1 protein-coding gene is annotated in these 717 nt (G+C 44.9%); it reads left to right on the forward strand.

Annotation, left to right across the window (positions count from 1 at the left end):
- Positions 1–40: 40 nt before the first annotated feature.
- On the forward strand, positions 41–717 hold a 677-nt coding region (locus tag PGX78_RS08950), incomplete at its 3' end, for a radical SAM protein (RefSeq protein ID WP_270446618.1).

Raw genomic sequence — 717 nt, forward strand, 5'->3', positions numbered from 1 at the left:
TAATAAATACATACATTCTTAGTTATATAAGGAGGAGCTCATGCTTATAGATGATGCAGGCGGTCTTGTTTTCAGACCTCCCAGCGAAGCTCGCAGTTTTATTTTACGGGTTACTATCGGTTGTTCCCACAATGCCTGCACGTTTTGCACCATGTATAAAGACTCTCGCTTCCGTATTCGCCCCCTTGAAGAAATAGAAGGTATTATAAATCGTGCTGCAACAGCGATGCCCTATACTCGCAGAATTTTTCTTGCCGACGGCGATGCTCTCGTCTTACCGACAGAATCTTTGTTGCAAATTCTCAATAAATGCCGTACCGCATTCCCGTCTTTGACTCGTGTCGGCGCCTATGCCACTGCAGCTGATATTAACAGAAAATCGGTAGAAGAATTAAAAACGTTGAAAGAGCACGGCTTAAAAATTATTTACATAGGCATCGAAAGCGGCAGTGATAAAGTCTTATCACTCATCAACAAAGGAGTCACAGCTCATGAAACGCGCCTGGCCTGTCACAAGGTATTAGAGGCGGGCATGAAACTTTCCGCCATGATTTTGTTAGGACTGGGAGGCCAAGAATATACAAAAGAACATGCAACTGAAACAGCATCCCTCATCTCGGATGTGAATCCGACCATGCTCAGTGCCTTAACACTCATGATTCCTCGCACGGCCCCTTTATCTATCGATGTCGGAGCCGGACGATTTACTCCCTTAAC

This window comes from Megasphaera sp. AF13-6AC (genome assembly GCF_027685385.1).
Lineage (GTDB): Bacteria > Bacillota > Negativicutes > Veillonellales > Megasphaeraceae > Megasphaera > Megasphaera micronuciformis.